Below are 20,687 nucleotides of genomic sequence, written 5' to 3' on the forward strand. Positions count from 1 at the left end.
GCACCCGGCTAGCGCTCCGGCAGGGCCCCGCGCTCCAGCAGCGCCGCGCGCCCCTGGGCCTCGTAGGAGGCGAGGAGGACGGACAGGGCCGCCTCGTCCAGGCGGCGGTAACCCTCGCCGGAGGCGGGACGCCACCACACCGGGTCCGGGCAGCGGAAGCCCGCACGGCGCAGGGCCACCCGGTGGACCTTGTTCGTCGCCGTGACCGGCATGGCCGCAACGACGCGGACGTAGCGCGGGGCCATCTTCGTGCCCAGGTCCGGCTGCGCGGCGAGAAAGGCCTCGAAGGCCGCCGGGGAGAAGTCCGCGCCTTCCCGGAGGGCGACCGCCGCCATGACCTGGTCGCCCGCGACCTCGTCCGGGACGGCGTACACGGCGACGGCCGCCGCGTCCTGCCAGCGGGCCAGGACGTTCTCGATCACCGCCGCTGCGAGGTTCTCGCTGTCGACCCGCAGCCGGTCGTCGGTGCGGCCCGCGAAGTAGAGGAAGCCCGCGGCGTCCCGGAAGAAGAGGTCGCCCGTCCAGTACCAGCCGTCCCGGGTGCGTGCGGCCTCCGCGTCCGGGTTGCGCCAGTAGCCCTCGAAGAGGCTGCGGCCCCGGTTGACCAGCTCGCCGATGGCCTCGTCCCCGTTCAGCAGGCGGCCCGCCCCGTCCAGCCGCGCGGCCGGGCACTCCCGGCCCGTCCCGGGGTCGATCACCGCCAGGTCGTCCCCCGCCCCCGCCCGGCCCAGGGCGCCCGGCGGGGTGTCCGGGGTGCGCTGGACGGCGGCGCCGCCCTCGGTGGCCCCGTAACCCTCCACCAGCCGGACGCCGAAGCGCTCCGCGAAGCGGGCCGCGTCCACCGCCCCGGCCTCGGTACCGAAACCGAGCCGCAGCCGGTGGTCGCGGTCCTCGGGGCGGGGCTCGGTGGCCAGGAGGTACTGGATCGCCCTTCCGACGTAGGTGAAGTACGTCGCCCCGTAGGCCCGTACGTCGTCCAGGAACGCGGAGGCCGAGAAGCGGCGGCGCAGGGCCACCGCGGCGCCGCCCGCGAGCGCCGGGAGCCAGTCGGCGATGACGGCGTTGCCGTGGAAGAGCGGCATGCAGACGTAGTGGACGTCCTCGGGGGTGACGGAGAACTGCCGGGCCAGGGCGTGGCCGGCCGCGGCGAGGCGGCCCTGGCTGCAGATGGCGGCCTTGGGGGCGCCGGTGGAGCCGGAGGTGAAGTAGAGGAGCAGCCGGTCGGCGGGCCCGGGCGGGCGCAGGACGGCTTCGCCGGGCTTGGCGGCGGCGTAGGGGGCGAGCAGGGCGGCGTACTCCTCGGTGCCGGTCACCAGGAGCCGCACGCCGGGCAGGTCGAGGCCGCGCAGCAGCGGCAGGTGGGCGGGCTCGGTGACCAGGATCCGGCATTCGGTGTGCAGGATGTCGCGGGCCAGCTCGGGGCCGCGCCGGGTGGGGTTGATCCCGGCGACGGCGGCCCCGGCGAGGGCCGCCGCGCCGAGCCAGTGGGGGAACTCGGGGACGTTGTCGAGCAGCACCCCGAGGTGCGGCTCGGCCCCTGGCGGCATGAGGTCGACGAGGAGCGCGGCGCGCGCGGCGGCTTCCCGGGCGGCCCGGTGACGGCTGAGGACGGTGCGCTCGCCGCTTGCGCGGCGTTCTGCGCCTTCTGCGTACTCGTACATCAGGCCGGGCCGGTGGTCGCCCCACTGGCGCGTGATGAGCTCCGCGACGGTTTCGGGTGCAGTCGTCGTCCGCATGCCGCCGGAGGTTAGCTGACGTGCCGTCAGAATTGAACGTCCGAGCAGGCGTAGAAGGCCATCGGGGTGTCGTTCACCGTCCAGACGGCGAGGATCATGTGCCGGCCGGTCTTGCCGCTCGGCATCGCGCCCTGGTGGACGGTGGTCATGGCGGGCCGGGCGCCGTTGTAGGCGACGGTGAGGAAGGGCTGGGGGTCGAGGGCGGCGCGGGTGAGGGGCTGGCCGGGGTTCCAGCCGTTCTTGGTGACGTAGTACTTGAAGTCGGTGGTGGAGTGGTTGGCCGTGAACTGCCACCGGAAGCCGTAGCTCTGGCCGCTGGTCACCTTGGTGGTGGGCCAGGCGCCGCCGCGCGGATTGTCGAGCTCCGCGAACTGCGGAAGTCCGCCGGAACATATCTTGCCGTCGGCGGGGCCGGCGGCCGGGAACCCCTTGAAGCCCTCGACGCTCTGCGGCTCCCACTGGATGGCGCCGCAGTCGGAGACGGTCTTGTTGGCGCAGAGCTTCTGGCGGCTGATGGGGGTGTCCGTGTAGCCGTGGCTGCTCGCGCTGGGGGCGCTGAGCAGGGTGATTCCGGCGACGAGGCCGAGGCCGAGCGCGGCGGCGCCGGCCCGTCCGGGCATGCGGAAGTGACGCATGATGCTCCTTGAACGTGGGGGGAGTTCGGCAAGAGCGTGCGCACGCGTGGGGATGAAGTGCCTCAGTCGAGTTCTTCAGGTCTAGACCAAGTCCCAGATTATTGACGAGAGTTGGCCATGTCCATACCAATGCGGGAACGGGTGGTCCGGTAGGTTCCGGCCACCCGTTCGTCCGCGTACTGCCGCGGTGCTGCTGTCGACGCTGCGGTGCTGCTGTCGCCCCTGCGGTGCTGCTGTCGACCCCTATTCGGAGCGCCCCGTGTAGAAGGCAACCGTGAGGTCCTTCACCAGGGCCTTGCGCTCGTAGTCGTCGAGCTCGACGAGCCCGCGCGAGGTCAGCCGGTGGACGGTGTCGTCGACGGCGTCCACCACCGAGGTCAGCACGCTGTCCCGGTGCTTCGCGTCGATCGCCGCGACCCGGCGGCGGCGCATGGCCGCGGCCACCTCGGGGGCGTACTCGATCCGGGTCGGCTGGGCCGAGTACACCTCCACCCCCACCGCCTCGGTCTCCGCCGCCAGCATCCGGGTCAGCGCGTCGCCGACGGCCTCGGCGTCGCGCAGGGTCGGCGCGTCCTCGTGGAAGGCGTCCGCGGGGAGCTGGGACAGGACGCGGGCCATGGCCGATTCGACCTGCTCGGCGAGGTACTCGGTGTGGTCCGCGACCGCGAGGGTGGCCCGGGCGGTGTCCTTGACCTGCCAGACGACCTGCACGACGACCTGGAGGGCGAGCCCGCCGGAGTCCACGGCGGGCATCGGGTCGCTGCGCCAGTGCCGCAGCCGTACGTCGACCCGGGTGCGCAGGAGCAGGGGGCTGATCCAGGTCAGGCCGGTACGGCGGACCGTGCCCCGGTAGCGGCCGAACAGGGTGAGCACCCAGGCGTGGCCGGTCCGGGAGCGGCCGAGCCCGCCGAGGGCGAGCAGGGCGACGATGCCGAGGAAGGCCAGCGGCGGCCAGTGGGTGGCGCGCAGGCCGTGGTAGGCGCGGGGGGTCGCGCCGAAGGCGGCCACGAGGGTGGCGGGGACGGCGCCGGCCCGCCAGAGCACGGCCGCGCAGCCGGTGAGGGCGAGCCCGCCGACGGCTACGCCGATCCAGCCGGGCAGCACCGGGCCGTAGCGCTCGCGCAGCCGGTCGTCGCCGCGGGGGGTGCGGCGGGCGGGGGCGTTGGCCGCGGGGGTGTTGCCCGCGGCGGAGCGGGGGTTGGCGGCCGGGCGGGGCTCGCCCGCGGCGGGGGTGGCCGGCTGCCGGGGCTCGGCGCGGAACGGCAGGTGGACCGGGACCTCGGTGACCGCGGCCCCGCGGTGGGGCGCGGTGCGGGGCAGGTCCTGCGTATCGGCCCCGTCCGGCTCCAGGCCCCGCGCCACGGCCTGGGCGACGATCTCGACGACGCCGGGTCCGGGCACCCCGGACGGCTCCGCCGCGGGGGCCTGCGGGTGCGGGATGACTGCGTCACCGCCGGTGGCGCGGGGGCGGGGGGCCGCCGCCTGGTCCTGCGGGTGCGGGGCCTCGGCGGCTGCCGGGTCGGGGTGCGGGTGCGGGTGCGGGGTGGCGGCGTCGCCGCCGGTGCCGCGCGGGCGCGGGGCCGCCTGATCCTGCGGGTGCGGGGCCTCGGCGGCCGCCGGGTCGGGGTAGGGATGCGGAATGACGGCGTCGCCGCCGGTGCCACGTGGGCGCGGGGCCGCCTGACCCTGCGGGTGCGGGGCCTCGGCCGCCGCCGGGTCGGGGTACAGGTGCGGGACGGCGGCGTCGCCACCGGTGCCACGTGGGCGCGGGGCCGCCTGACCCTGCGGGTGCAGGACCTCGGCCGCCGCCGGGTCGGGGTACAGGTGCGGGACGGCGGCGTCGCCACCGGTGCCGCGCGGGCGCGGGGCCGCCGCCTGATCCTGCGAGTGCGGGGCCTCGGCTGCCGCCGGGTCGGGGTACGGGTGCGGGACGGCGGCGTCGCCACCGGTGCCGCGCGGGCGCGGGGCCTGGGCCTGGGCCTGCGGGGCCTCGGCTGCTGCTGCTGGGCTGGGGTGCGGGTCGGCCTGCGTACGGGCGGCCGGTACCTCGTACCCGCGCGGCGACGGTTCCGGCCCTTCGCCGGGCGCGGCGACGGCAACGGCCGCGGGCTCCGACCCCGCGTCCGGCCTCGACTCCGGCTCCGGCTCCGCCAGCCGAACGGCGGCCGGCCCGGCATGCGTCGCGGAGGAGCCCGAGGCCGGGGCGGTCCGGGCCGGGGAAGACTCCGGTCCCGAGGCGGCCCGTGCCGCACCCGGCGCAGGGGCCGGCGCAGCATCGGCGGCAGCCCAACCCGGCGCGGACGCCCGGGCCGGGCTCCGTTCGGAGGCCGGGTCCGAGGCAGCCCGAGCGGCGCTCGACGCCGGGGCCGATGCGGACGCCCGGCCCAGGCTCGGCGCCATGCCGGGGGCAGCATGCGTCACCGCGTGCTCCGAGGCCGGAGCTGCCTGGGCCGGGGAAGACGCCTTGCCCAAGTCGGGCCGTGCCGCACCCGGCGCCGGGGCCGGAGCAGCCTCGGCGGAAGCCGAAGTCAGCCCGGACGCCCGAGCCGGGCTCGGCGCAGGCACCGGGGAACCGTCCCGACCCTGGGTAGCGGAGGCCGGGGAAAGCGTCGGGGCGGGGGCGGTGGCTCGGTTCGACGCCGAGGCCGACTCGGCCCGGGCTGCACTCCGGACCGGAGCCGCAACGGCCTCGGCGGCGGCCGTCGAGGCCGAACCCCGGGCCGGGCTCGGCGACGGGACGGCCCAGCCGGGCGCAGGCGCCGGGAACGGGGCCGAGGTAGGCGTGGCGGGCGAGTCGGCCCGGCCCGCGCTCGACTCCGCAGCCGGAACTGCCGCAGCAGCGGCCGGAGTCGGCGTGGACGCCCGATCCGGGCTCCGCTCCGGAGCCGGGGAACCAGCCGGGCCCTGGGCGGCGGGGTAAGGCATCGGGGCCCGTGCGGTAGCCGGGGCGGACGCAGCCCCGGCCGCATTCGACGCCCCCGCCGGAACGGCCGCAGCGGCCGCCTGACTCGGCGTGGAGGACCGGGCCGGACCCCGTTCCGGGGCCGTGGCAGCCCGAACGGCGCTCGCCGCCGGAGCCGACGCGGACGACCGAGCGAGGCCCGGCGCCATGCCGCGGGCTGCGTGCGTCGGCGAGGTCCCCGAGGCGAGACCCGGCGCCGTGCCGGGTGCGGCGTGCGTCGGGGAGGGGCCCGAGGCCCGGGGGGCGGCCGGGGCCGACGGGGTCCAGGTCCCTGTCGACGCCACGGTCGGCCCGGCCTCGGTGGCGGCCCAAGTCGGCGTGGACGCCCGGGCGCTGCTCGGCGCCGGAGCCGACGCGGACGACCGGGCGAGGCCCGGCGCCGGGGCCGAAGAACGCGCCGGGGCTGCGGCGGCGTGGGGCGCGCCCAAAGCCGGGGCCGGGGTACCGGGCAGGGCCGGGGCGGCGGCCAGGGGCGCCAGCGGGGTGGCCTCGGCGGCAGCCCACGTCGGCGTGGACGCCCGGGCGCTGCTCGGCGCCGAGGGCAGGGAAGCAGCCTGGGCCCGGACCGGCGCCGGGGCCGAAGAACGCGCCGGGGCTGCGGCGGCGTGGGGCGCGACCCGCGCCGGGGCCGGGGTGGCGGTAGGCGAGGTCTGAGTGGGCGGGGCTGGGGGCCAGTGGAGGGTGCCCGTGGTGGACGTGGTGCGCGTGGGGTACATCGTTACCTCCGTCATGCGAACAGCCGGCGCCAGGTTTCAGGGCCCGGGTAGCCGTCGGCCGAGGCGCCGCGCCAGCCCTGGGCGCGCTGGAAGGCCTCGACGTTGCGGCGGTCGGCCTCGCTCCAGCGCAGGCCCGGGCCGGACGTGTAGTGCTTGCCGAAGCCCTTCTTCACCAGCTGGCGGCCGAGGGCGGCGATGGCCTCGTGGGACTTGCCCGGGCGGAAGGTCGACAGGCCCGGGTAGGCGCGGACCCCGCCCGGGCCCGGCGCCCCCTCGACCAGCGGCCGGATGTCCTTGCCCTGGCGCTCCACCAGCAGGCGCCAGGTGTGCTCGCCGGGGACGCCGTCGGCGTCGGCGCCCGTCCAGCCCTGCGCGAGCTGGAAGGCCTGGGTCGCCAGCCGGTCGTGGTCGCTCCACGTCCGGTCGGCCACCCCCTTCGGGTAGAAGCGGTACCCGCCCCGGTCGATCAGCATCTTGCCGAGCTGCGCCACGTGGTCGTTGACCGCGCCGGGAGCGAACTTCGCCGCGCCCGGGAACGGCGTCACGTCCCCCGGCTTCGCGCCCCCCGGCGGCTCGGCGACCGGCGGGACCTCGGGCACGATCCCGCCGGTGACCCCGTTGAACCGGTACGGGACGTACTTCGCCGCGTTGCTCCAGTACCCGTAGGGCGTCGCCAGCTTCCGCGTCGTCGGCCTGGTCTGCTCGTAGGCGACGTAGTGCGTGTGCGTCTCGTCGACCCAGCCGCCGAAGATCACGACGTGCGAGCCGTTGGTGGGGTTCGCCGGGTTGTGGAAGAGGAGCATGTCCCCCGGCAGCAGCTCCTCCTTGGTGATCTTGGTGGCGAAGCGGTCGAGGCTGCCGGTCCACTCGTTCGTCCCCAGGTTCCAGACCATGGAGACGTAGCCCGAGCAGTCCTGCCGGTAGCCGTCCGTCCAGTAGTCGGACATGCTGTACGGGACCTGCGCGTCCAGCCACAGCTTCGCCCGGTTGACGATCGTCGCCCGGTCGATCCGCTTGACCGCGCCCGGCGCGCCCGGCGCTCCGGGCTTGCCGACCGGCGCCTTCGGACCGTGCAGCGGGGCCCGGCCGCCCTGCGGGGAGCCGGGGTCGTCCAGGGCCACCGCCCCGGGGGCGGCCGGGGCGGCCGGGGCGGTCAGCGCCGCCGCGGCCCCGCCGCCTCCCATGACCACGCCCGCGGCGGTGGCCAGGACCAGCGCCCGCCGTGCCCCGCGGGCGGCGGGGTGGCCCCCGTCCCGGAGCGGTATGGCCCGCGCGCTGGCGGAGGCGCGGCGACGCAGGGTGCACCCCTGGCACGCGCAGTCGCCCGCGGGCTCGTACTCCTCGAAAGCGGGCATCGGCATCTGCACACGCGTCGGCGGCTGCATCGTCATGCGGTTCCGTCCACTCCCCTGCTCGTCCACTGGTCGGCCGGAACCGCATCTGGCGGGTCATCAGATGCGGCGCGGCCAGACATATCGTGCACGATAGATTGCCCAAACATGGGTTAATCGGACAATGCGGGCGTGGCTGGTCACGAGCACCACTGGAGGTGGGGTAGAGTTTTCCCTGTCAGCAAGCGCCGCTAGCTCAGTTGGTTAGAGCAGCTGACTCTTAATCAGCGGGTCCGGGGTTCGAGTCCCTGGCGGCGCACAGACGGAAGAAGCCCCCGCAGCGAAAGCTGCGGGGGCTTCTTCGTTCTCCCGTACCGAGTGAGGGACCTGCGCGAGCGAGCTACGCGACCGGCCCGGACGGGCGGGCTCCGGCGCCCGTCAGGTACGCGGAAACCACCACATTGGCCGTGTACTCCTTGGACGCCTTGTCGTACGTGCCCCCGCAGGTCACCAGCCTCAGCTCCGCCCGCCCCTTGATCCGCTGGCCGTACGCCTTGTGCGGGTCGAAGCCCGCGCGCTCGTAGACCCGTACGTCCTCGATGGTGAACTCCGCGACCGAGCCGTCCGCCCGGACCACCCGCACCTTGTCGCCCGGCTGCGCCGAGCTCAGCCCGTAGAACACGGCCGGCTTCGAGCGGGTGTCCACGTGCCCCACCATCAGCGCCGTCCCGGCGGCGCCGGGCCGGGTGCCGGCGCCCCACCAGCCCACCGTGCCCGGGCGGTCCTCGGGCGGCGGCTCGATCGCACCGTCGCCGTCCAGGCCCCGGGAGACCACCGGAGCCTGGATGCCTATGGACGGTACGTCGACCCGCTGCGGCAGGGCCCCGCCGAGCGGGGCGTGCGCGGCCGGCAGGGCGGGGCCCACCGACCCGCCGGCCTGCCCGGCCGTCGGCTCGGGCACCCCGGTGATCTGCCGGCCCCACAGCCACAGGCCCAGCACCAGCACCGACCAGGCGGCGAAGGTCAGCAGCCGGCCGCCCGCGGAGGTCTTGCCCTCGTTCATTCGCCGCTGCGGCGGCGGCGCAGGGTCAGCGCGCGGCCCGCCACGGCCAGCGTGGCGACGGCCGCGAGGACGGCGCCGATCAGCGTGTGCGACAGGCCCGGGCCGTCGTCCCCGTGCTCCTTCTTGGCCGCGGCCAGCCGGGTCGTCTCGGCGACCTCGGCGGACATGCCGCCGCCGCCCGCGTGGACCGGCCAGACCGGCGAGCGGTGCGGATCGGGGCGGTGGTCGCGGCGGTGGCTGACCTCGATGGAGCCGTGGACCTTGCCGTCGCGGCCGTCGCAGGTCACCCGTACGGAGTGCCAGCCCGGCGAGGCGTGCGAGCTGATCATCGCGTCGCCGTACAGCGGGCTGCGGCCGCCGTCGCGGCCGCGCAGGTCGGCGTCCGCCACGAAGACCGCCGACTTCGCGGAGCCCGTGGTGCCGTTGCAGCCCTGTACGCGCAGTTTGACCTGCGCCCCGGGCTCGGCCGGGTTGGGGTCGACCGAGATGCTGCCGCGGTCCCCCTCGACCGCGAGGGCGGCGGGCGCGGTCACGGCGGACAGGGCCGTCAGGGCGACGGCCACCCCGGCGACACGGACGGCGATCGGAACACTGCGCATGGTGAACCTCCTCAACAAGGAGATTCACGCGCGCCGAGCCCCTCCGCATCCGGAGCGGCGCCGTACGTGTCAGCCGTACGTGTCGGCGTAGGTGTCAGGCGTACGTGTCGGCCGTACGCGCTGGACGTGGGCGCTGGACCTACGCGCTGGACGTGGACGCGTCAGACCAGGTCGACCAGGTCCGCGATCGAGGCGACGGTCTTGGTCGGGCGGTACGGGAACTTCTCGGTGTCCGCCTCCGACGTCAGGCCGGTCAGCACGAGGAAGGTCTGCATGCCCGCCTCCAGCCCGGCCAGCACGTCGGTGTCCATCCGGTCGCCGATCATCGCGCTGCTCTCGGAGTGCGCGCCGATGGCGTTCAGGCCCGTCCGCATCATCAGCGGGTTCGGCTTGCCGGCGAAGTACGGCTGCTTGCCGGTCGCCTTGGTGATCAGCGCGGCGACGGCGCCGGTGGCCGGGAGCGGGCCCTCGGTGGAGGGGCCGGTCTCGTCGGGGTTGGTGCAGATGAAGCGGGCGCCCGCGTTGATCAGGCGGACGGCCTTCGTCATCGCCTCGAAGCTGTACGTCCGGGTCTCGCCCAGGACCACGTAGTCGGGCTCGTGGTCGGTCAGGATGTAGCCGATGTCGTGCAGGGCGGTGGTCAGACCGGCCTCGCCGATGACGTACGCGGTGCCGCCCGGGCGCTGGTCGTCGAGGAACTTCGCGGTGGCCAGCGCGGAGGTCCAGATGTTCTCGACGGGGACGTCGAGGCCCATCCGGCTGAGGCGGGCCTGGAGGTCGCGGGGGGTGTAGATGGAGTTGTTGGTCAGCACCAGGAAGGGCTTGCCCGACTCGCGCAGCCGCTTGATGAAGGCATCGGCGCCCGGGATAGGGGTGCCCTCGTGGATGAGGACCCCGTCCATGTCGGTGAGCCAGGATTCGATCGGCTTGCGCTCTGCCACTGGACTGTTCTCCGCTCTCGGTGGCCGTGACCTCTGATCTGTGACCGGTGACCTTGGCCTGTTACCGCTGGTCTGTACCACCCTATCGGGGCCGGGCCGTGGACGCTTCGGGCGTCCACAGCCCGGACCGCGCGGGGCTGGATCAGCCGAGCTTGACGTTGTCGACGGTCCAGTACCAGTTGTTGTTCCCGGTGTAGCGGAAGCGGATCTGGACGTCGGTGGCGCCGGCCGGGACCTGGAGGGTGAGGGCCTCGGTCCTGGCGACCGCGTCGGCGGTGTAGCTCTTGACGACGGTGGGTGCGCCACCGTTGTAGGAGACCAGGACCTGGGCGGTCTGGCCGGCTTCCTGGCGGTAGTGCGTCTGGTAGCTCAGGGTCTTCGTGGAACCCGTGGTCCCGCCGGAGACCGGCCACTTGGGGGTGATCAGGGTGGAGTCGAAGGTGCCCGTGTGGCTCTTGTCGTCCCACTCGTCGGAGTCGGCGACGGCGAAGACGTCACGGGAGCGGACGTTCAGCTCGCGCCACTGGTCGCGCTGCGACTGGCTCCAGAACTCGTCGGTCGCGAAGGCCCAGCCGGCCCATTCGGTGACGCCGCCCGTACCCATCCTGGAGTTGTCGACGGCCCAGCCCGCGGGCGGGGTGCGGGTGAAGCCCTTCACGCCGGCCGGGATGGCCGTCTCGTCCACGCGGGCCTGGAGGTTGGGCCGCAGGGTGTCGAAGGGGTCGTCGTCCGGGGCGCTCAGCGGGACGCCGTCGATGCCGGGGGCACTGACGCCGACCTGGGCGAGCGCGGTCGCGGCCACGTCGACCAGCTTCACGTCGTCGCGTACCGAACCGGCCGGGATCCCCGCGCCCCTGGCGATGACGAAGGTGCCGCGCTCCTGGATGGTGGAGCCGCCGTGGCCACCGGAGTTGGTGTGGCCGTGGTCGGTGGTGACCAGGACCTTCCAGTTCTCTTGGGCGTAGGTCGGGCGGCTCTGGACGGCGGTGAGGAGCTGGCCGACCAGGGTGTCGACGCGGGCGACGGTGTCGAGGTACTGCTGGCTGCCCGCGCCGTAGGAGTGGCCGGCCGCGTCGATCTCGCCGAGGTAGACGAAGGCGGCGTCCGGGTTCTGGTCGCGCAGTTCGGCGGCGGCCGCGGCGGCGATCTTCGGGTCCTCGTTGCGGTAGCCGTCGCGGTCGCCCTTGAGGGAGAGGCGCTTGTCCACCTTGGCCGAGAAGATCGGGCCGTTCTGGTCGGTGGAGGTGATGGGCTCCCAGTCGGCGGCCGCGTACGTGTTGAGCGCCGGCTTGGCGTTCTCGATGCGGGTGAGGAAGTCCGGGTAGGCGGTGTAGTTCTTGCCGGTGAAGGAGTTGTCCTTCACCCCGTGCTTGTCCGGCCACACGCCGGTGGCGATGGTCGACCAGCCGGGACCCGAGGAGGTGGCGCCCATCGGGTTCGCGTACAGGGTGCTGCGGGCGGTCAGGCCCTGGGCCATCAGGCCGTTCAGGTGCGGGGCGTTGGCGGCCTTGACGCGGTCGAGGACCGCGCCGTCGAGGCCTATGACGAGGACCTTGTCGGTGGCGGGCGCCGCCTCGGCGGTGGCGGTGTGCGCGCCGAGGACGGTGGCGAGCAGGGCCGTGGCGGTGGCGGCCACGGCGAGGGTGCGTCCGGGCAGGACAGGGGACACGTACTCCTCCTGGGAGCAGGTGAGCGGGGAAGGTTCGGGGGTGTGAGCCGGGTCCGGACCGGGGGCGCGGTGCGTGCGCGACCCTCGGTCCAGACCCGTTATACGAGCGTCACTGTCCCGGTCCTGGGTGGCCAGGACGTAACCGGTCAGCTTCCGGTTGCCGACTTCCACGCGTCTACGTAGCCCGTGAGGTTCTTGTCGATGTCGGCCCAGTCCGGCTCGAAGATCTCCACGCCCGTCATGATCCTGGTGAGCTCGACGGCGTTGGCATCGGTCGGCTTGACGTCGGTGCGGGCCGGGAAGCCGCCGCCCACCTCGCTGACCAGCCGCTGGGCGTCCTCGCTGAGGAGGTGGTCGAGGAGCTTCTTGCCGTTCTCGGTGTGCGGAGCCTTGTCGACCAGGCCGGCCGCGTAGGGCAGGGCGAAGCTGGTGGGCTTGCCGCCCTCCTTCGCCGGGAACCAGATGCCCAGGTTCGGCATGGACTTGGACTGCGCGAAGTTCATCTGGACGTCGCCGTTGGCGACGAGCAGCTCGCCCTTGTCGGTCTTCGGCGCGAGCTTGCTGGTGGAGGAGGACGGGCCGACGTTGTTGGCCTGGAGCTTCTTCAGGTACTCCATCGCCGGCTCCTTGCCGCCGAAGTCGTGCATCGACTTGATGAGGACGGCGGTGCCGTCGCCCGCGACGCCCGGGGTGGAGTACTGGAGCTTGCCCTTGTACTTGGTGTCCAGCAGCTCCTCCCAGGTCTTGGGGGCCTCGGCGAGCTCCTTCTTGTTGTAGATGAACCCGAAGTAGTTGTTGCAGACCGAGGTCCACTTGCCGTCGGCCGCCTTGTCCGCGCCGTTGACCTTCTCCGAGCCCTTCGGCTCGTACGCCTGGAGCAGGCCCTTGCCGTCGGCCTGCTGGATGAAGGGCGGCAGGGTGATCAGTACGTCGGCCTGGGTGTTGGTCTTCTCGCGCACGGCGCGCTGCACCATCTCGCCGGAGCCGCCCTCGACGTACTTGACCTCGATGCCGGTCTTCTTGGTGAAGTCGGCGAAGACCTTGTCGTACCAGCCGTCGCCCTTGTCGCTCTTGAGGCCGTCGGCGCTGTAGACGGTGACGACCTTCTCGCCGCCCGCGGAGTCGGCGGACGAGGAGCCTCCGCAGGCGGTGAGGGAGGCGGCGAGGGCGAGGCTGCCGGTGACGGCGGTGGCGGTGCGCAGGAGGAGCTTGCGGTTGCTGGGCATGGAGCTTCCTTACGGGGAAAGGGAGTCAGCGGTGTCGGAGGGTGCTCAGCGGTACGGGGGTTGCTTGCTCAGCGGTACGGGGGGCACTCAGCGGTACGAGGCTTTGGTGCGGATGCGGGAGACGGCCAGCAGGACGAGCAGGGTGGCGGCCATCAGGACCACGGCGACGGCGGAGCCGCTGAAGAGCGAACCGCGGTCGGTGGCGGTGAAGATGCGGACGGGCAGGGGCATCCAGTCCGGCGGGTAGAGCATCATCGTGGCGCTCAGCTCGCCCATGGACAGGGCGAAGCAGAGTCCGGCGGCCGCCGTGAGCGACGGCAGCAGGAGGGGCAGCTTGACCCGCCACAGCACGTACGCGGGACGGGCGCCCAGGGAGGCCGCTGCCTGCTCGTACGCGGGATCGAGACGGACGATCGCAGCCGAGACCGACTGGTAGGCGAACGCCGTGACAAGAATGGTGTGCGCCAGGACGACGATCGAGCCGGTGCCGTTGAGCAGGAACGGCGGCCTGCTGAAGGCGACGAGCACGGCCAGGCCGACGACCACGGACGGCACGGCGACGGGCAGCACGAACAGCGCGTCCAGGATCCGCTTGCCGCGCTCGCGCAGTGCGGCGGCGGCGAGTGCGGCCCAGGTACCGGCGGTGAGCGCGAGGAGGCTGGCGGCCAGGGCGGTGACCAGGCTGGTGGTCAGCGCCTGGAGGGACTCGCCCTGCCCGGCGGAGGCGTAGTTCGCGGTGGTCGGGCCGGAGGGGAAGGCTCCGGACCAGTGGGTGGCGAAGGAGGCCGCGACCACGACGAGCAGGGGCAGGGCGAAGAGGGGCAGGAAGAGGATCCCGAAGAGGCCCCAGGCGGCCCAGCGGCCGGTCTTGCTATGCACCAGCACGCTTGCTCACCACCCGGTAGAGGCCGAACAGGCCGACGGAGATCGCGATGTTGACGACGGCGACCACGCAGGCGGCCGCGTAGTCGGATTCGAGGATGGCCTTGCCGTAGATGAGCATCGGGAGGGTCGTGACGTCCTTCGCTCCGGTGAACAGGACGATCCCGAACTCGTTGAGGCACATGACCAGGACCAGGCTGCCGCCCGCGGCGAGGGCGGGCAGGGCCTCGGGCAGGATCACCCGCCGGACGATCCGGGCGGGCCGGGCGCCGAGGCTCGACGCCACCTCCAGCTGCGCGGTGTCCAGCTGGGAGAAGGCGGCGAGCAGCGGGCGCATCACGAAGGGCGTGAAGTACGTGATCTCCGCGAGGAGTACGCCCCAGGGGGTGGTGAGGAAGTGGAAGGGCCCCTCGGCGGCGCCGGTGACGTCGGTCCAGACCCCGTTGGCCATGCCGACGGTGCCGTAGATGAAGAGGAGGGCGAGGGTGATGAGGAAGGAGGGGAAGGAGAGGAAGACGTCGATGAACTTCGCGACGGCCCGTGCCCCGGGGAACGGGACGAAGGCGATCACCAGCGCGAGCGCGAAACCGAGCACGAGGCAGCCGGCGGTGGCTCCGACGGCGAGCCAGACGGTGGTTCCCAGGGCCTCGCGGAAGGCGGTGGAGGCGAAGACGGAGGAGTAGGCGTCGAAGGCCCCGCCGCCGTTCTCCGGGGTGAAGGACTGCTGGACGACCAGCGCGAGGGGATAGAGGAACACCAGCGCGAGCAGTACGACGGGCGGCACGGCCCATACGCTGCGCGGCAGCCTGATCCCCTGCGGGGCGGCTCGGCGGCGGGTCCCCTGCGGGGTGGCTCCGCCGAGGGAGGCGCCCGTCCCCTGCGGGGCCGCCGTGCCCTGCGGGGCCGCCGTGCCCTGCGGGGCCGCCGTGCCCTGCGGGGCGGGGGCGGGGGCGGGGGCGGGGGAGTCCAGCCCCGCCGGCGTTTGAGGCGCGGGGTCCGGGGCGGAGCCACGAGCCGCCGCATCATCCAGCCCCGCCGGCGTTTGAGGCGCGGGGTCCGGGGCGGAGCCACGAGCCTCCCCGGAGGGGGCCTCATGGGCAGACGGGGCCGCTTCGGCCTGGCGGTTGGGGGCCGGGATCGACGGGCCGGAGGCCGAAAGCGCCGACCCGGCCGGAGCCGAACCCGCCACCGGGCCGGAGGCCAAGGGCGAGGCGTCAGTCATCGGACACCCCCGCGGCCAGCAGCACCGCGTCCCGGGGCTCGAAGTGCAGTGTGACCCGGGCACCCAGGGCGGGGGTCTCCCGGAGCTCGGGCAGGTCCGCCTTGACGCGGTGGCCGTCGACGTCGACGTACAGCCGGTGCGTGGAGCCGCGCCACTGGACCTCGGCGATCGTCCCGCTCAGGGCGTTGGGCCCGGCGCCGAGGCCGAGCAGGTGCGGCCGTACGCACAGGGTGGCGCTCGCGCCGGGGGCCACCCGCCCCCGGTCCAGGGTCAGCGCCCGCCCGGCGAACACCGCGCCCGACTCGGCGACCGTCACCGGCAGCAGGTTCGCGTTGCCGACGAAGGAGGCGGTGAACTCGGTGCGCGGGGCCCGGTAGAGCTCTTGCGGGGTGCCGCAGTCCTGGAGCCGGGCCCGGTCCATGACGGCGATCCGGTCGGCCAGGGTCAGCGCCTCGACCTGGTCGTGGGTGACGTACAGGATGGAGACGTCGGGCAGTTCGCGGTGCAGCCGCGCCAGTTCCGCCAGCATCCCGGAGCGCAGCTGCGCGTCGAGCGCGGACAGCGGCTCGTCGAGCAGCAGCACCCCGGGGCGGATGGCGAGGGCGCGGGCGATGGCCACCCGCTGCTGCTGGCCGCCGGAGAGCTCGCGGGGGTAGCGCTCGGCGTACGCGGCCATCCCGGTCAGTTCCAGGGCCTCGGCGACCCGGCCGGGTATCTCGGCCTTGGGCGCCTTCTGGGCCTTGAGGCCGAAGGCCACGTTGTCCTCGACCCGCATGTGCGGGAACAGCGCGTACTGCTGGACGACCATGCCGATGCCGCGCTTGTGCGGCGGGAGGCCGGTGACGTCCCGGCCGCCGATCAGCACCCGCCCCGCGACGGGCCGTACGAAACCGGCGACCGCGCGCAGCGCCGTGGTCTTGCCCGAACCCGACGGGCCGAGCAGCGCCATCACCTCACCGGGCTCGACGGTCAGGTCGAGGGAGTCCAGGACGGTGGTGCCGCCGTAGGCGACGGAGACCGACTCGAAGCGGATGCCGCTCACCGCGACCCCGCCAAGCTGCCCAGGAGTGCGGGGAGTTCGGCGACGGAGCCGAGGACGTGGGTCGCGCCGTGCTCCGCCAGCGCCGTACGGTCGTGGGCGCCGGTGAGGACCCCGGCCACCAGGCCCGCGCCGGAGCGGCGGCCGCTGAGCATGTCGTAGGCCGTGTCGCCCGCGACGGCGATCTCGCGTACGTCGGCCACCGCGCCGGTGCGCAGGAACGCGGCCAGCACCATGTCCGGGTACGGCCGGCCGCGGCCGCCCGCGTCGGCGGGGCAGAGGGTGAGGTCGGCCAGGTCCTGCCAGCCGAGGGCGTCGAGGATGGCGTCCTGGGTGACGCGGGCGAAGCCGGTGGTCAGGACGACGGTGCGGCCCTCGCCGCGGAGCTGCTCGATGGCCTCGCGGGCGCCGGGGAGCGGGGCGACGAGACCGCCGTCGACGAGGTCCCCGTACGCCTCCTCGAAGGCGGAGTTGGCGCGCCGGGCGAGTTCTTCCGTGCCGAAGAGGTGCCGGAAGACGGAGATCTTCGACTCGCCCATGGTGTCGCGGACGTACTGGAGCTTCTCGGCGTGGGCGGGCGTGCCCGGCTCCACGCCGAGGAGTCCGGCGGCCTTCTCGAAGGCGCGCTCGACGAGGCCGCCGTCGGCGACGGTGGTGCCGGCCATGTCGAGGACGACGAGCTTGTGCGGGGTGTTGGCGGTGTCGGGGGCGTTGGCGGTGTTGGCGGTGTTCGCGGTGTCGGCGGTGTTCGCGGTGTCGGCGGTGTCGGCGGTGCTCGCATCGTTGTTCATGTGACTTACCAGCCCAGTTCGTTCGCGGTGGTCTCGGCTATCGCGGGAGAGCAGGTCATGCCCCGCCCGCCCGGTCCGGTCACCAGCCAGACGCCGTCGGCCACCTGCTGGCGGTGGACGACGCGGGTGGTGTCGGTGCACTGCGCGTACACGCCCGCCCAGCGGCGGCGGATCTGCGGCAGCGGGCGGCCCAGGAAGGACTCGGCCACGGCGGCGACGTGCTCGTAGGGGTCTTCGAGGGTGTCGAAGGCGAAGGGGTGCTCGTACTCGTGGGTGTCGCCGATGGTCAGTCCGCCGTCCTGGCGCTGGACCATCAGCAGCTGCATCTTGTGCGCGGCGGCCACGGGCGCCTGCTCCTGCCCGGCGTTGAGGGCGTCGAGGGCGGGCGACTTGTAGGCGGGGTAGTAGCGGAAGCTGTCGGCGTCCGCGACCGAGGTGGTCAGCGGCTCGCCGAGCGGAGCCGTCTGCATCATCTGCAGCCGGACGCGGCGCACGGGCAGTTCGGGGACCAGTTCGCGGACCAGCCCGGACAGCCAGGCGCCGGTGGCCAGGACGACCGCGCCGCCGCGGTGGACGTCGCCGTGGTCGTCGCGGACCGCGCCCGGGCCGGCCAGGGCGCGGACCTCGCGGCCGGGGAGGAAGGTGTAGCGGCCGGTGGCGCGGAGCGCCTCGCGGAGGCGGAGCTGCGCGGTGCGCGGTTCCACGGCCGCGTCCCGCTCGCACCACAGCGCGGCCTCGAAGCTGCCGCGCAGGGCCGGGTTGATCTCCCGCGCCTCGGCGGCGGTGACCAGTTCGTAGCCGCGGGCGGCGGCGTCGGGGCGGGCCAGGGCCGCCTCGGCGACCGCGTGCTCGCGGGGGGTTCGGACGGGGGTGAGGGAGCCGTTGGCGCGGAAACCCAGGCCGGGCACCTCCGCGCCGATGCGCTCCCAGAGCTCGCGGGCCCGCAGGGCGGTGTCGAGTTCCTCGCCCCCGGCCCGTCCGCTGACCCAGATCTGGCCGAAATTGCGCAGTGACGCGCCGCGGGCCTCCGCTTCTCGCTCGATCTGGACGACCTCGTGGCCGCGTTCGACTGCTTGCCAGGCGTGCATGGTGCCGACCACGCCGCCTCCGACGACTATGACTCTCACGTCGTCCACGGTGGGTGCGGGCCGTGACCCGGGGGGATCGGCCCGGCAACGCGACGGTGAACAGCCCTCGACGCTTGGACTAGACCCGTTATCTTTCTGTGATGTTACTACGTCCCTTTCTGGCGGATACAGGCGTGTTCGCGCGGGACTATTCGGGCCGCAGACGGGTCGTGAAGCTGAACCGGTCACCACGGTAGAGCGAACGCACCCGTTCCAGGGGGCGCCCGTCCTGATCCCGGGAGAACCGGTGGATGAGCAGCATGGGCAGGGCCGGCGGAGTGCCGATCAGCAGGGCTTCGCGCGGGGTCGCGAGGACCGTCTCCAGCTTCTCGTCCGCGTCGCCGAAGGCGATGCCGAGACGGTCGCGGAGGTATCCGTAGAAGGAGGAGTCCGGCTGGAAATCGCTGTCCAGGCGGGGTGCGCGGGCCACCCGGATGTACGTGCTCTCGAGGCCGACCCGCTCGTCGTCGGCGAGCAGCACCCGCTCCAGGTGCCAGACGGGCTCGCCGGGTTCGGCGCCGATGCCGGGGGCGAGGTCGGGCGGGCAGGGGAACTGCTCCAGGCCGATGAGGGTGCGGCCCGGGCGGCGGCCCTGGCGGCGGACGCCCTCGGTGTAGCTGGCGAGGGAGAGCGGCTGCTCCAGCTTGGGCCCGGCGACGACGGTCCCGCGGCCGGAGCGGCGCAGCCGGCCCTCCAGCAGCAGCTCGCGCAGGGCTTGGCGGACGGTCTCGCGGGACACCTCGTAGTGCTCGGCCAGATCGCGCTCGGTGGGGAGGGCGCCGCCCTCGCCGAGCTCGTCGAGGAGGTCGGCGATCCGGGCCTTGACGGCGTAGTACTTGGGGATGCGGCCGTGCTCGGGGATGCCGGAACGGACGGGTGAGCCGGGGCGGTGGTGCGGGGTCTGTTCTTCCACGGAGGGACTCTATGCGGGGCGGGAGGACGGGCCTCCGTGCGGTCGCCGGTACGGGTCGCGCGTGCGGGTCTGACGTACGGGTGGTCACACGTACGGCCGCTCGTACGGTCGATCGTACGGTCGCTCGGACGGGGATCAGTGCGGCGGCGGCCGCGGCCACGGCGGCTTCGGTGGCGGGGTCAGCGGGCCGGGGCGCGCAGCCGCCGGGCGCCCAGCAGGAGCCCGCCGCCCGTGGCCAGCGCGGCCACGGCGCCCGCCCCGTACGCCCACTCGCGCGGGCCGGTGTGCGCCAAGGACCCGGCCTCCACGGGGTCCTGCGGGCCCTCGACGGAGAACCGGTAGCCGCCGCTCTCGCCCACCCAGTCGCCGTCGTCGCCCTTGCGCTGGACGAGGGCGGCATCGGCGACGACCTCGCCGGTGGGGGCGTCGGGCGCGAAGGCGAGGCCGACCTTCACGGTCAGGGAGCCGCCGGCACCGACGGTGAAGCCGGGGAAGGCGTCGCCCCCGTCGAAGACGGCGATGATCTCGTCGCGGTCGGTCCCCTCCAGACTGACGGGGAGGGTGCCGCCGGGGGTGTCGAACTCCATCCGCAGGTGGGCGGGGCGCAGGAGCCGGGCCTTGTCGGTGAGGACGACGACGGGATGGATGGCCGTGCACTCGGAGTCCGTGGTGTTGGTCAGGTCCAGGTACCAGGTCTGCGGCTCGCCGCCGGTGCGGTACACGGCCGGTCCCCCGCGGATCCGCGCGCCGATGGGGAACGCGGTGCTCTTCCCGTCCCCGCAGGTGGCCTGCGCGCGGGAGGGCAGCGCCGGGGCGGGCCGGGCGCCGCCGCCGGTGCCGACGTCCGCTCCCGCGGTGGGGGCGGTGGCGGCGAGGAGGGCGGCGGAGAGGGCAGCGGAGAGGGCAAGGGCTTTGCGTAGTCGCATGGAAGGCCTTCGCTGCTCGCCGGACGGGACGATGGTCGGACCAGGTGACAATCACCCCGGTCCTGCCCGCACCCTCCCACGCACGCGCGAACCGCTGTCACGCGCCGCGCCTGGGTTGTTCTGGTTTACGCCCGGATGGAGGCGGGGTCAAGTGGCTGACCGGGTCCCCTGCGGGGCCCTGCGGGCGGCTCGGCGGTTGTGGTTCGGCTGCGGCCGGGCCTCTGGGGCTCCGCCCCAGACCCCGCGCCTCAATCGCCGGCGGGGCTGAATTTGGCCGTGTGCCCTGCAGGCGGCCCGGCGGTGTGCGGTTCGGCTTTGCCGGGGCCTGGTCGGTTCGGTCGGTCCGCGGTGCCCCTCCGGGCTGTCTCCTCGGCTCGCGCACTGAGCCCCCGCTACGCAAGTGGGACCCAGGTTGCGCGCTCGTCCTGCGGGGACACCCCTGCGCGGCACCACTCCCCTCCACCACGAGTCCCAACGGGCGCAAGGGCCGGCTTCCGAAGCGCGGGCGTGGGACGGGGACGCGCAGGAGAGTCCCCGCAGGACGAGCGCGCAACCCGGGCCGGAAGCTTCGTAGCCGGGGCTCAGTGCGCGAGCCGAGGAGACGCTCCGGAGCGGCCCCGGCCCACACCCGGTAAGCACGGCGCAGCCGAGGCCGCACCCGCCAAGCCCCCCGCAGGGGAAGCCGCGGCCCCGGCCCACACCCAACGCCAAACCCAGCCCCGCCGGCGATTGAGGCGCGGAGCCTGGGGCAGAGCCCCAGCAACGCCGCCGCACCCGCCAAGCCCCCCGCAGGGAAAGCGGCGGCCCCGGCCCGCGCCCGACGCCAAGCCCAGCCCCGCCGGCGATTGAGGCGCGGGCCCTGGGGCAGCGCCCCAGCAACGCCGCCACACCCGGCCAAGCCCCCCGCAG

The 20,687-nt window shown here is 74.2% G+C and carries 17 protein-coding genes and 1 tRNA gene; 2 read left to right on the forward strand and 16 right to left on the reverse strand.

Annotation, left to right across the window (positions count from 1 at the left end; translation table 11 throughout):
• Positions 1–8 precede the first annotated feature (8 nt).
• From AB0D94_RS05165 to AB0D94_RS05175, 3 genes are all read right to left on the reverse strand, one after another.
• Positions 9–1,736, reverse strand: coding sequence for an AMP-binding protein (locus AB0D94_RS05165; RefSeq protein ID WP_362045660.1), 1,728 nt, complete (start codon positions 1,734–1,736; stop codon positions 9–11).
• Between the two features lie 26 nt (positions 1,737–1,762).
• Positions 1,763–2,371 (reverse strand): lytic polysaccharide monooxygenase, encoded by a 609-nt coding sequence (locus tag AB0D94_RS05170; RefSeq protein WP_362045663.1) that lies wholly within the window; start codon positions 2,369–2,371, stop codon positions 1,763–1,765.
• Between the two features lie 243 nt (positions 2,372–2,614).
• Positions 2,615–4,792, reverse strand: a complete 2,178-nt coding sequence (locus AB0D94_RS05175; protein WP_362045667.1) for an SPFH domain-containing protein — start codon at positions 4,790–4,792, stop codon at positions 2,615–2,617.
• A 625-nt stretch (positions 4,793–5,417) separates the two neighbouring features.
• On the opposite strand from AB0D94_RS05175, the gene AB0D94_RS05180 reads away from it, so the two are divergent.
• Entirely contained in the window at positions 5,418–5,987 is a 570-nt protein-coding gene (locus tag AB0D94_RS05180) for a hypothetical protein (RefSeq protein ID WP_362045670.1), read from the forward strand.
• A gap of 73 nt (positions 5,988–6,060) precedes the next feature.
• Here the strand turns inward: AB0D94_RS05180 and AB0D94_RS05185 are convergent, their stop codons facing one another.
• On the reverse strand, positions 6,061–7,410 hold the full coding sequence (locus AB0D94_RS05185) for a peptidoglycan-binding protein (protein ID WP_362045816.1): 1,350 nt from the start codon (positions 7,408–7,410) through the stop codon (positions 6,061–6,063).
• 215 nt (positions 7,411–7,625) lie between these two features.
• Here AB0D94_RS05185 and AB0D94_RS05190 point away from each other — a divergent pair.
• A tRNA-Lys gene (locus tag AB0D94_RS05190) sits at positions 7,626–7,699 on the forward strand.
• Positions 7,700–7,780: 81 nt separating this feature from the next.
• Here AB0D94_RS05190 and AB0D94_RS05195 read toward each other — a convergent pair.
• The 12 genes from AB0D94_RS05195 to AB0D94_RS05250 all read right to left on the reverse strand — a co-directional run bounded on the left by AB0D94_RS05195 (position 7,781) and on the right by AB0D94_RS05250 (position 19,778).
• Positions 7,781–8,443: a class F sortase gene (locus AB0D94_RS05195; protein WP_362045674.1), complete on the reverse strand. Its 663-nt coding sequence runs from the start codon at positions 8,441–8,443 to the stop codon at positions 7,781–7,783.
• Positions 8,440–9,042: a hypothetical protein gene (locus AB0D94_RS05200; RefSeq protein ID WP_362045677.1), complete on the reverse strand. Its 603-nt coding sequence runs from the start codon at positions 9,040–9,042 to the stop codon at positions 8,440–8,442. Before AB0D94_RS05200 ends, AB0D94_RS05195 begins: the two co-directional genes overlap by 4 nt.
• A 161-nt stretch (positions 9,043–9,203) precedes the next feature.
• A complete protein-coding gene (locus AB0D94_RS05205) occupies positions 9,204–9,983 on the reverse strand; it encodes an HAD-IIA family hydrolase (protein ID WP_362045680.1) in 780 nt (259 codons plus the stop codon).
• Positions 9,984–10,125: 142 nt separating this feature from the next.
• Positions 10,126–11,652, reverse strand: coding sequence for an alkaline phosphatase family protein (locus tag AB0D94_RS05210; RefSeq protein ID WP_362045683.1), 1,527 nt, complete (start codon positions 11,650–11,652; stop codon positions 10,126–10,128).
• A gap of 146 nt (positions 11,653–11,798) precedes the next feature.
• Positions 11,799–12,878 carry a 2-aminoethylphosphonate ABC transporter substrate-binding protein gene (locus AB0D94_RS05215; RefSeq protein WP_362045687.1) on the reverse strand — a complete coding sequence of 360 codons (1,080 nt, stop codon included), beginning with the start codon at positions 12,876–12,878 and terminating at the stop codon, positions 11,799–11,801.
• Positions 12,879–12,965: 87 nt separating this feature from the next.
• Positions 12,966–13,763, reverse strand: coding sequence for an ABC transporter permease subunit (locus tag AB0D94_RS05220; protein ID WP_362045690.1), 798 nt, complete (start codon positions 13,761–13,763; stop codon positions 12,966–12,968).
• Complete coding sequence (locus tag AB0D94_RS05225) at positions 13,750–14,571, reverse strand: 2-aminoethylphosphonate ABC transporter permease subunit (RefSeq protein WP_362045819.1); 822 nt, start codon at positions 14,569–14,571, stop codon at positions 13,750–13,752. Before AB0D94_RS05225 ends, AB0D94_RS05220 begins: the two co-directional genes overlap by 14 nt.
• 403 nt (positions 14,572–14,974) lie before the next feature.
• On the reverse strand, positions 14,975–16,024 hold the full coding sequence (locus AB0D94_RS05230; protein WP_362045693.1) for an ABC transporter ATP-binding protein: 1,050 nt from the start codon (positions 16,022–16,024) through the stop codon (positions 14,975–14,977).
• On the reverse strand, positions 16,021–16,812 hold the full coding sequence (locus AB0D94_RS05235; protein ID WP_362045696.1) for a phosphonatase-like hydrolase: 792 nt from the start codon (positions 16,810–16,812) through the stop codon (positions 16,021–16,023). Before AB0D94_RS05235 ends, AB0D94_RS05230 begins: the two co-directional genes overlap by 4 nt.
• Positions 16,813–16,817: 5 nt before the next feature.
• Positions 16,818–17,939: a TIGR03364 family FAD-dependent oxidoreductase gene (locus tag AB0D94_RS05240; protein ID WP_362045699.1), complete on the reverse strand. Its 1,122-nt coding sequence runs from the start codon at positions 17,937–17,939 to the stop codon at positions 16,818–16,820.
• Between the two features lie 148 nt (positions 17,940–18,087).
• Positions 18,088–18,852: a GntR family transcriptional regulator gene (locus AB0D94_RS05245; protein WP_362045702.1), complete on the reverse strand. Its 765-nt coding sequence runs from the start codon at positions 18,850–18,852 to the stop codon at positions 18,088–18,090.
• A gap of 179 nt (positions 18,853–19,031) precedes the next feature.
• Complete coding sequence (locus AB0D94_RS05250) at positions 19,032–19,778, reverse strand: hypothetical protein (RefSeq protein WP_362045705.1); 747 nt, start codon at positions 19,776–19,778, stop codon at positions 19,032–19,034.
• Positions 19,779–20,687 lie beyond the last annotated feature (909 nt).

The organism is Streptomyces sp. NPDC048255, from assembly GCF_040652415.1.
Taxonomy (GTDB): Bacteria; Actinomycetota; Actinomycetes; order Streptomycetales; family Streptomycetaceae; genus Streptomyces.

What these genes read in the sequence shown, in the direction of transcription:
- AB0D94_RS05195 (WP_362045674.1), bottom strand. Translation starts at nt 8,443, where the DNA reads ATGAACGAGGGCAAGACCTCCGCGGGCGGCCGGCTGCTGACCTTCGCC.
- AB0D94_RS05165 (WP_362045660.1), bottom strand. Translation starts at nt 1,736, where the DNA reads ATGCGGACGACGACTGCACCCGAAACCGTCGCGGAGCTCATCACGCGC.
- AB0D94_RS05185 (WP_362045816.1), bottom strand. Translation starts at nt 7,410, where the DNA reads ATGCCGATGCCCGCTTTCGAGGAGTACGAGCCCGCGGGCGACTGCGCG.
- AB0D94_RS05200 (WP_362045677.1), bottom strand. Translation starts at nt 9,042, where the DNA reads ATGCGCAGTGTTCCGATCGCCGTCCGTGTCGCCGGGGTGGCCGTCGCC.
- AB0D94_RS05170 (WP_362045663.1), bottom strand. Translation starts at nt 2,371, where the DNA reads ATGCGTCACTTCCGCATGCCCGGACGGGCCGGCGCCGCCGCGCTCGGC.
- AB0D94_RS05235 (WP_362045696.1), bottom strand. Translation starts at nt 16,812, where the DNA reads ATGAACAACGATGCGAGCACCGCCGACACCGCCGACACCGCGAACACC.
- AB0D94_RS05215 (WP_362045687.1), bottom strand. Translation starts at nt 12,878, where the DNA reads ATGCCCAGCAACCGCAAGCTCCTCCTGCGCACCGCCACCGCCGTCACC.
- AB0D94_RS05250 (WP_362045705.1), bottom strand. Translation starts at nt 19,778, where the DNA reads ATGCGACTACGCAAAGCCCTTGCCCTCTCCGCTGCCCTCTCCGCCGCC.